Here is a 9,462-nt window from a genome sequence, read left to right on the forward strand (position 1 = left end):
AACAAAAAACAAGCTATAAACACTGACTTAATAGTGTTTATAGCTTGTTTATGTCTATTACCCCACAGACCCTTCCATCTCATAAGCAATCAGTCTGTTCAACTCAACTGCGTACTCCATTGGAAGTTCTTTGGTGAATGGTTCTACGAATCCCATGATAATCATTTCGGTGGCTTCTTGTTCGCTGAGGCCACGGCTCATGAGGTAGTAGAGTTGTTCTTCGGATACTTTTGATACTTTGGCTTCGTGTTCCAAAGAAACGTTCCCGTTATGGATCTCGTTATACGGAATGGTATCGGAAGTCGAGAGGTCATCCATGATAATGGTATCGCACTCGATATGGGAAATGGATCCTTCTGATTTCTTGCCGAAACGAACCACACCGCGGTAGTTTACGGAACCGCCGTCTTTGGCGATGGACTTAGAAACAATGGAACTGGACGTGTTTGGTGCGTTATGCATCATTTTCGCGCCTGTGTCCTGGATTTGTCCTTCGCCTGCGAAGGCAACCGTCAGCATCGTTCCGCGTGCGCCGCGTCCGTTTAGGTGAACACTTGGGTATTTCATGGTTGTTTTGGAACCTAGGTTTCCGTCGATCCATTCCATTGTCGCATTTTCAAGGGCATGGGCACGTTTGGTAACAAGGTTGTAAACGTTATTGGACCAGTTTTGGATGGTCGTATAACGGCAGTACGCGTCTTTCTTGACGACAATTTCAACAATAGCCGCATGCAAGGAGCTCGAAGAAAACGTCGGTGCGGTACACCCTTCGACGTAATGAATGCTTGCGCCTTCGTCCACGACAATTAATGTCCGCTCGAATTGACCAGATCCTTCGTTATTCATCCGGAAATACGTTTGCATCGGGACGTCACATTTGACACCTTTTGGTACATAAATAAAGGTTCCACCCGACCACACAGCCGAGTTCAAGGCAGCTTGGAAGTTATCGGTTGGTGGCACCACCGTACCGAAGTGTTCTTTGAATATTTCAGGATACTCTTTCAGAGCCGTATCGGTATCTGTAAAGACAATCCCCATTTTTTCAAATTCTTCCTTCATGCTGTGGTAAACAGCTTCGGATTCGTATTGAACGGATGCTCCGGCTAAATACGCACGCTCTGCTTCCGGAATACCGATTCTTTCGAACGTTTCTTTGATTTTGTCGGGTACATCATCCCACGTACGGGCTACTTTATCGGTTGCGGTTTGATAATAGGTAATATCGTTAAAATCCAGTTCCGATAAGTCTGGACCCCAGTCCGGGAGTTTGGATTTTTGGAAGACTTCCAGGGATTTCAACCGGTAATCCAGCATCCATTCCGGTTCATTCTTTTTCTTGGAGATTTCCCGCACGATGTCTGCATTCAATCCTTTTCCGGTTGAATACAAGATCTCTGCATCGTCATGAAAACCAAATTTATAATCATCTACTACAGGTACATCGCTCATATGGATTCCTCCTTCAATTCTTGATTCGGGTTCATCAGGATACGTTCCAATGCTTTCCAGGACAAGGTCGCACATTTAATGCGGGCTGGAAACTTGGAAACGCCCCCCAACACTTCTGCATCACCCAGATGCGAAGGCTCAGGAGCTTGGCCTTGAACCAACAACAGAAATTCTTCTATCAGCTGCTTCGCTTCTGCCATTGTCTTACCTTTTACCAGTTCCGTCATCATGCTGGCGCTTGCTGTACTGATGGAACAGCCGTGCCCGGAAAACTTCGCTTCATCGATATGATCACCGACCAAACGCACATGTAACTGAATGACATCACCACAGGTTGGATTATTCAATTCAATCTTTCCGTTGGCATCCGCCAGTTCACCAAAATTACGTGGATGTGAGGAATGATCCAAGATGACTTGGCGATACAAATTTTCTAATCTAGATAAGGCCATTTGTGAAAAACTCCTTTATTTTAACCAAAGACACTAAAAACTGTTCTGCTTCTTCAAGCGTATTGTAGTAGTAAAAACTGGCGCGTGCCGTTGACTGAACATCGAGGTAACGCATCAATGGTTGGGCACAATGATGACCTGCCCGAATGGCAATCCCCTCCATATCAAATCCAGTCGATACATCATGCGGATGCACGCCGTCAATGTTGAAAGTGATGATGCCCGTCCGTTTGTTTGGATCAGTCGGGCCGAATAACGTGATGCCTTCAATCTCCTGCAGCTTCGGCAGTAAATAGGAAATAATCCTATGTTCTTGTTCAGCGATGGCATCCATACCGATGGCATTCAAATAATCAATCGCCGCTTTCAGGCCAATCGCACCGGCAATATTGGGCGTTCCCGCTTCAAATTTCCACGGTAGCTCGGTCCAGGTTGAATAGTCGTCATAAACGAAATCAATCATTTCGCCACCGAATTCAATCGGCTCCATGATTTCCAATAACGCTTCTTTCCCGTACAACACACCGATTCCGGTGGGGCCACTCATTTTGTGACCACTAAAGGCGAAGAAATCCGCATCCAGTGTTTGTACATCGATGGCCATGTGGGGCGTACTTTGCGCGCCGTCGACAACGATATAACCGCCAACAGCATGTATTAGTTCCGCTAACTCTTTAATCGGATTAATGGTTCCCATGACGTTTGAAGCATGTGTCACAGCCAAAATCTTTCCCTTAGCGGAAATAACGGATTTTGCCGCTTCCAAATCGACACTACCTTCTTCATTCAAGGGCAAATACAATAGTTTGGCTTGCTTGCGTTTAGCCAATTGTTGCCACGGGACGACGTTTGAATGGTGCTCCAAGGGCGTTATGTAAATTTCATCGCCGGGTTCGACAATAATGTCGCCGAATCCACGTGCCACCCAGTTCAGGGAAGTGGTTGTGCCTCTCGTAAAGAGGATTTCCTTAGTGGAACGGGCTTTGATGAAGGCGCGTACCGTTTCCCTTGAAGCTTCGTATTGCCTTGTTGCCCGCTCACTTAGCGTATGGACGCCACGGTGAACATTGGCATTATCATGCAAATAATAATTTTCTATGGCTGAAAGGACCTGTTTTGGCTTTTGAGTAGTGGCAGCATTATCCAGGTAAATGAATGGTTCGTCATTAACTTCCTGAAACAAGATCGGAAAATCTTGCCTGATTTTTGCTACATCCATTAGCTTTCAGTCCTTCTCAATTTTTTATCAATCATTTCAACTAATTCATCACGAATTTCTTTCAAGGGAATAGCCGCAATCACGGTACCCAAGAAGCCCCGGATCACGAGGCGTTCCGCCTCTTCTTTTTCAATCCCACGACTTAACAGGTAGAACATTTGCTCAGGATCGACCCGGCCCACACTTGCCGCGTGACCAGCCGTCACTTCATTTTCGTCGATTAACAAGATTGGGTTCGCATCACCACGAGCGGAATCAGATAGCATCAAGACGCGACTTTCTTGTTGTGCGTCTGCCCCTTTTGCCCCTTTGATTATGTGACCAATCCCGTTAAAGGTTAATGTTGCGCGGTCCAGGATAACCCCGTGTTGCAAAATATGACCGATTGAATGATTGCCGTAATTGGTGACACGTGTATTGATGCCCTGGATTTGTTTACCAGTTGAAACGGCTACTGCTTTGACCACACTATGTGAGCCATCCCCAATTAAGTCAGAATCAAAATCAGCAATAATATTACCATCATTCATGACGCCGATTGCCCAATCAATGGAAGAATCACGTTCCAAGTGACCACGACGGCTAATAAATGCGGTCGTATTTTCACCTAGATGATCCACAGCCGAGAACTTCACTTTTGCTCCCGGACGGGTTATGACCTCTACAATGATATTTGCACTATTTTTCTCTGTGCCTTCTGTTTCATATTTTTCCACGTACGTTACCGCACTATTAGTATCCGCCACAATCAAGATATGTTTGTTGAAGGCTTCTTTTACAAAGCTGTTTTGAATAAACAAGGCTTCAAGCGGTTCCTTGATGACGACATCTTTTGGTACATATAAAAAGATACCACTGTTCATATAAGCAGCGTGATAACCGGTCAAATTATTTTCATCCGGTTTAACTGCTTTCGTCATATAGTACTTTTCGACCAGTTCAGGATAATCCTGCATAGCCGTGAATATATCAGTAAAGATAACCCCTGCCTCAACCAATTCTTGGGGGAGTTGTTCCATCATTGTTTCCTTGCCATATTGGACAATTTTAGCCGCGTCACCCGCTCCATACTGGTATTGTTGGCTGTTTATCAATTCTTCACCGTATTCAGTGTTGATTGCATCACCCATCAAATCCCAGCGATGAAAATTAACTTTTTCAATATCAGGCTGTTGTAGTGTCGTGAAACTCCCGAAATTATTGAAGCGGAGGTCTTTCATCCAAGTTGGCTCTTCTTTGAAAGCCGAAAATGTACGTATTTCAAGTTCAGTCATCTTGGTTCCCCCTAATCTTCATCTAGTTCGATATCTAGTCCTAATTCATCGCGAATACCGCGGTAGCCTTCTGCTTCCAGACGTTTCGCCAGGCTCGCATCACCTGATTTAACAATTCTACCATCCATCATGATGTGGACGAAAGTTGGGTTGATATAGTTTAATAGTCGTTGGTAATGGGTAATGATTAAGACCCCAAATTCACCATTCAGCATTTCATTAACACCTTTGGAAACAACTTTCAAAGCGTCAATATCCAAACCAGAGTCAATTTCATCCAATAAAGCAAAGGTTGGTTCAATCATCATCAGCTGCAAGATTTCATTGCGCTTTTTCTCCCCACCGGAAAAGCCTTCATTTAAATAACGTTCTGCCATTTCTTCAGACATATCCAGTGTTGCCATGTTTTTATCCAATTTTTTGATGAAATCCATAACAGACATTTTGTTGTCTTCCGGTCGGCGTGCATTGATGGCCGCACGCATGAATTGCGCGTTTGTTACGCCGGTGATTTCACTTGGGTATTGCATGGCCAAAAATAGACCGGCACGAGCGCGCTCATCTACTTCCATTTCCAAGACATTTTCGCCGTCCAGCAAGATTTCACCTTGCGTTACGGTATAACTTGGATGTCCCATGATTGCTTGGGACAAAGTGGACTTCCCAGTTCCGTTTGGCCCCATAATGGCATGAATTTCACCTGTATTGATGGTTAAATTAACACCTTTTAAAATTTCTTTATCTTCAATCGATACATGTAGATTTTTAACTTCTAAAACTGCCATTTCTCTACCTCCCAGAGTTATTACTTCCTATCATACTATTTTTTAGTCTAATGCTGCACTGATTTCCTCGATCATTAAATGAACGGATTCCAAACCGCCACCTGACAAGTACCATAAATCAGGAGACAAGGTGATAATGCGGTCATTCATGGCAGCATTTGTTTTTTTGATAAATTCGTTATCCAACAATTGTAGTTGGCTCTCTGCATCAGCTTGAATCGCTTGAGAACGGTCTACCACAAACAAAATATCGGGATTGATTTCCAGAATACCTTCGTAACCGATTGTTTGGCCATGGGTTGAAGAGTCAATCGCTACATCCACGGGTTGGAAGCCGAACACATCAAATACTTGTCCAAAACGAGAACCGGTGCTGAATGCGGACATCGCACCATCGTTCAACATCAATAATAGCGCCTCTTGGTCTGCAAGTTTAGCCGTTTTTTCATTCAATTCGGTAATTTCAGTTTCCAAGTCAGCCAATTTACTTTCAGCATCCACCCCATAAATTTCAGCAATCGTATTGATATTGCCTTGGACAGATGCCCAGTAATCTGCCTGGTCTACAGTAATTTGCAGAACGGGGGCAATTTCTTCCAGTTGGGGAGCGAAATCTTCTAAACGTGCAGAAATGATAATCAGGTCTGGTTCAAGGGTAATGAGTTTTTCCATATCTGGTTCTTTCAGTGTTCCCACGTTTTCAAGTTCGGCTACAGTATCCGCCAAGTAAGCAGGCGGATTATTCGTTGCTGTTCCGATTACATTTTCAGTTAAACCAAGGGCATCCATCGTATCCAACATTCCATAATCATAAACCACCACACGTTCTGGTTGGTAAGGCAATTCTTTTTCGCCGGCAACGTCGGTAATCATAACTGTTTCTTTATCTACTGCTACACTTGTAGATTCTGTCGTCTCAGATGCTGGCGCTTGGCACGCTCCCAAGAACAGCATTGCGGTAAAGAGGGTTAATAGTTTCTTTGTCATAAAATTTCCACCTTTAATTAGCTCATGTGGTACAAGCAATATTTTTTCCCTTTAATGATTTCAACTTCCATATCCACATCAAATACTTCTTTTAGATTCTCCGAACAAATGACATCATCAACTGATCCGGAATAGCAAATCTCGCCAGCTTTCATCGCAATGATATTGTCGGAATAAGCGGCAGCGAAATTGATGTCATGTAACACGACCAAGATGGTTTTACCCAATTCATCGGCCATATTACGAATGGTTTGCATCACGACGATACTTTGTTTCATATCGAGATTGTTTAAGGGTTCGTCCAACAGAATATAATCGGTATCCTGCACCAAAATCATCGCCAAGGCCGCCCGTTGCAGTTGCCCTCCGGATAAGGTATCCAGGTAACGATCCGCAAAAATCCCCAGATCCAAGTATCCCAAAACTTTATCGATGATATCATAATCAGCTTGCGTGAGATGCCCTTTGGAATAGGGAAATCGTCCGAATGACATTAATTCCCGCACTGTCATCTTGACTTGATAGGTATTTTGTTGTTTCAAGATGGCAATTTCTTTGGCCAATTCATCCGTTCGCCACTTGGTGATTTCTTTCCCCTTGATCAGCACATGGCCGCTGTCTTTATTTAATAAACGGCACATGGTCGACAGGAGCGTACTTTTACCCGCACCATTGGGGCCAATAAAGGCGGTCACCGTCCCCTGTTCCAGTTCTAGAGAGATATCGTTTAAAATGCAGTTATTGCAAATGTTTTTACATAGGTTATTCACTTTCATGCTTGTTTCCGCTCCTTCCAGAGTAAAGCAAAGAATAAGATGCCGCCTAGCCATTCGATAATGATACTGGCGTTTGTTTGAAATTGAAAAAGTTGTTCGACGATAAATTGTCCAAAGAGCAGTGCGATGAAACCGAGCATGCTCGTAGCTATAAACAGGATATCCATGCGATACGTGCGAAAGAGTATATAAGCGAGATTGGCAGTGGTGAAGCCCAAAAACATCATGGGACCGACCAAAGCCGCCGAAATGGCTGAAAGGATGATAATTTGCAAGAAGACTTTCTTGATTTCTTTGTTGGTGTCGATACCGAGGTTGACGGCTTGTTCTGTGCCCATTCGCAGGACTTCCAATGTTTTGCGATTTCGCCATAAGGAAATTAAAATCGGAATAATCATTAAAATGGCACAAACTAATACGAAAGTATCCACATTTTGAAAGGTTGGAAATAATTTCATTTGCAGACGGTCGTATTCATTTGGATCCATCAGTACTTGGAAAAATGTTGAGGTACTGTTCAATAACATCCCGATGACCATGCCGATCAAAAGGACGGTATGCAGGTCATAGCTGATATTATGCCAGGAATAACGACTCAAACCCCAAAAACAAATGACCATGATACCTACCACTAAAGCAAATTGGGTCACCTGATTTAGATTTGTTTGTATCAGGCGGTAACCGAAGAAATACAAGAGTGTTTGGATCAAGCGGTAAAACGATTCAATGCCCAGAATGCCAGGCGTCAAGAAACGGCTGTTTACGATACACTGGAAAGCTATGGTCGCCACTGAACTGCTGACGCCAACCAACAAAAATATTAACACTTTTTTCAGGCGTAACTGCATGATCAGTGGGTAAGCTAAGCCATTTCCCCAAATAACATAAAGGACGAGTAAAGCTAATGAGATGAATAGAAGACTTTTTATCGGGTGAGTATTCTTTTTCATGTTGGACGCACCTCTTTGAATAATAACCGAAGGAAGATGAGACCAGCCAAAATGCCTAAAATGAGCTGTACGGGAACTTCATAAGGTGCAATTAAAATTCTGCTGATAATGTCACAGACTAACAGGAAAAAACCGCCAGTCAGGGCTACTTTCTGATGGGTATTTTTAATATTGTCTCCATACTTCATCGCAATGATATTGGGAACAATGACACCCAAGAAAGGTAAACTTCCTGCTGTTATCAAGATGATGGATACCGTAACGGAAACCAAAAGACTGGCCAAGGTTACAACCCATTTAAAAGAAACCCCTAAAGATTGGGCGGCGTCTTCCCCCATCCGCGCCACCGTTAAATAGTCGGCAAAGAAATACAGGGCTATGATAATAATCAACGCCAGGTAAATGAGTTCATACTGGCCTTTTATAATCAAAGAAAAGTTTCCTTGCAACCAAGCGGAAATATTTTGATTCAAGTCATATCGAAAAGCCAGAAAACTGCTGAAGCCTCCCACAATATTCCCGAACATAATCCCCAGTAATGGTATCAACAATTGCTTTTTCATGGGAAAACGACTGGTCAAAAATAAAAATAATAAGGTTCCTGCCGTGGCAAAGGCAAAAGTAAATAGCATTTCCCATCGTAAGGATAATTTAGGCAAGAGGATCATGGCGATAACCATACCCAGTTTTGCCGATTCCACTGTCCCGACTGTATCCGGGGCCGCAAACCGATTTTGGGTAATGGTCTGCATAACCATTCCTGATAGAGCCAATCCTGCTCCAGCTAATAAAACCGTTATGGTCCTTGGAATCCGTGATGACAAGAAGACAAATAAAGATTCTAAATCTCCGGTTAGCACATTCTCAACCGAAACATTCGCTGTTCCAACAAATAGTGACAAAATGACCACAAAAATGAGGAAGCCTATTAAAGTAATTTTTTTAATCATAAGTTTTGACTCATTTCCGTGCATATATTTTTAATTGAGAATCATTCTCAATTGACCTTAAAAAACCAAGGAGTGATATCAACACCCCTTTTACTAAAATTTGTGATTCTACAAACATGCATTCGTATGTTCCTGTATTTTCTGATAAATGATTTTATTCCAACTGATTATATTATACAGAGTAGCAGCAGAAAGTTCATTGTACTCAAGTAATAATAGAGTAATCAAATATAGTTTCTATACTTCCTCTTAGTCAATAATACATTTTATAACGTATCACGCTAAAGCAAATTCGTCAATGGAATATTCACTTTATGTGCAGTGTTACACATTTAGAATATATCCATTTGTACTTCAATATTTTGAACAGGTATATTATAGAATGGATCGTTGCGTTTCTTCAAAAATGGTAAGGCCAATGTCGGGAACAAAGCGTACATCAAGATGTCCTCGGTTGACTCCCCTAAATCTCCCAATTCAGCTGCGAAATCCGCCATTTTAGGTTCCAGCAAGTCTGCCGGACGAACCGTCAGAACTTCCTCATTCCCAATGATTTTTTCAGTCATTTCTTCTGAAATTGGAGCTGGGGGTTGGCCATAAAGTCCTTTTACATAGTC

The 9,462-nt window shown here is 42.8% G+C and carries 9 protein-coding genes and 1 pseudogene; all 10 read right to left on the reverse strand.

Going from position 1 to position 9,462, the window contains the following annotated elements; all coding sequences use genetic code 11:
* Nucleotides 1–57: 57 nt before the first annotated feature.
* Entirely contained in the window at nt 58–1,452 is a 1,395-nt protein-coding gene (gene sufB / locus ACTU7M_RS09345) for a Fe-S cluster assembly protein SufB (protein WP_443474126.1), read from the reverse strand.
* Nucleotides 1,449–1,904, reverse strand: coding sequence for a Fe-S cluster assembly sulfur transfer protein SufU (sufU, locus tag ACTU7M_RS09350; protein WP_443474127.1), 456 nt, complete (start codon nt 1,902–1,904; stop codon nt 1,449–1,451). Before sufU ends, sufB begins: the two co-directional genes overlap by 4 nt.
* Nucleotides 1,891–3,123 carry a cysteine desulfurase gene (locus ACTU7M_RS09355; protein ID WP_443474128.1) on the reverse strand — a complete coding sequence of 411 codons (1,233 nt, stop codon included), beginning with the start codon at nt 3,121–3,123 and terminating at the stop codon, nt 1,891–1,893. The genes sufU and ACTU7M_RS09355 overlap by 14 nt, the downstream gene beginning before the upstream one ends.
* Nucleotides 3,123–4,397 (reverse strand): Fe-S cluster assembly protein SufD, encoded by a 1,275-nt coding sequence (sufD, locus tag ACTU7M_RS09360; protein ID WP_443474129.1) that lies wholly within the window; start codon nt 4,395–4,397, stop codon nt 3,123–3,125. The genes ACTU7M_RS09355 and sufD overlap by 1 nt, the downstream gene beginning before the upstream one ends.
* A gap of 11 nt (nt 4,398–4,408) precedes the next feature.
* Nucleotides 4,409–5,182 carry a Fe-S cluster assembly ATPase SufC gene (gene sufC / locus ACTU7M_RS09365; protein WP_443474130.1) on the reverse strand — a complete coding sequence of 258 codons (774 nt, stop codon included), beginning with the start codon at nt 5,180–5,182 and terminating at the stop codon, nt 4,409–4,411.
* 42 nt (nt 5,183–5,224) lie between these two features.
* A complete protein-coding gene (locus tag ACTU7M_RS09370) occupies nt 5,225–6,169 on the reverse strand; it encodes a siderophore ABC transporter substrate-binding protein (RefSeq protein ID WP_443474131.1) in 945 nt (314 codons plus the stop codon).
* 17 nt (nt 6,170–6,186) lie between these two features.
* The gene (locus tag ACTU7M_RS09375; RefSeq protein WP_443474132.1) at nt 6,187–6,945 is read right to left on the reverse strand and encodes an iron ABC transporter ATP-binding protein; all 759 of its coding nucleotides are present in this window, start codon (nt 6,943–6,945) and stop codon (nt 6,187–6,189) included.
* Nucleotides 6,942–7,895 (reverse strand): iron chelate uptake ABC transporter family permease subunit, encoded by a 954-nt coding sequence (locus ACTU7M_RS09380; protein WP_443474133.1) that lies wholly within the window; start codon nt 7,893–7,895, stop codon nt 6,942–6,944. Before ACTU7M_RS09380 ends, ACTU7M_RS09375 begins: the two co-directional genes overlap by 4 nt.
* A complete protein-coding gene (locus tag ACTU7M_RS09385; protein ID WP_443474134.1) occupies nt 7,892–8,845 on the reverse strand; it encodes an ABC transporter permease in 954 nt (317 codons plus the stop codon). The genes ACTU7M_RS09380 and ACTU7M_RS09385 overlap by 4 nt, the downstream gene beginning before the upstream one ends.
* Before the next feature lie 332 nt (nt 8,846–9,177).
* Nucleotides 9,178–9,462: pseudogene (locus tag ACTU7M_RS09390) on the reverse strand (oxaloacetate decarboxylase subunit alpha); the annotation flags it as partial.

This window comes from Jeotgalibaca sp. A122 (genome assembly GCF_052266715.1).
GTDB lineage: Bacteria > Bacillota > Bacilli > Lactobacillales > Aerococcaceae > Jeotgalibaca.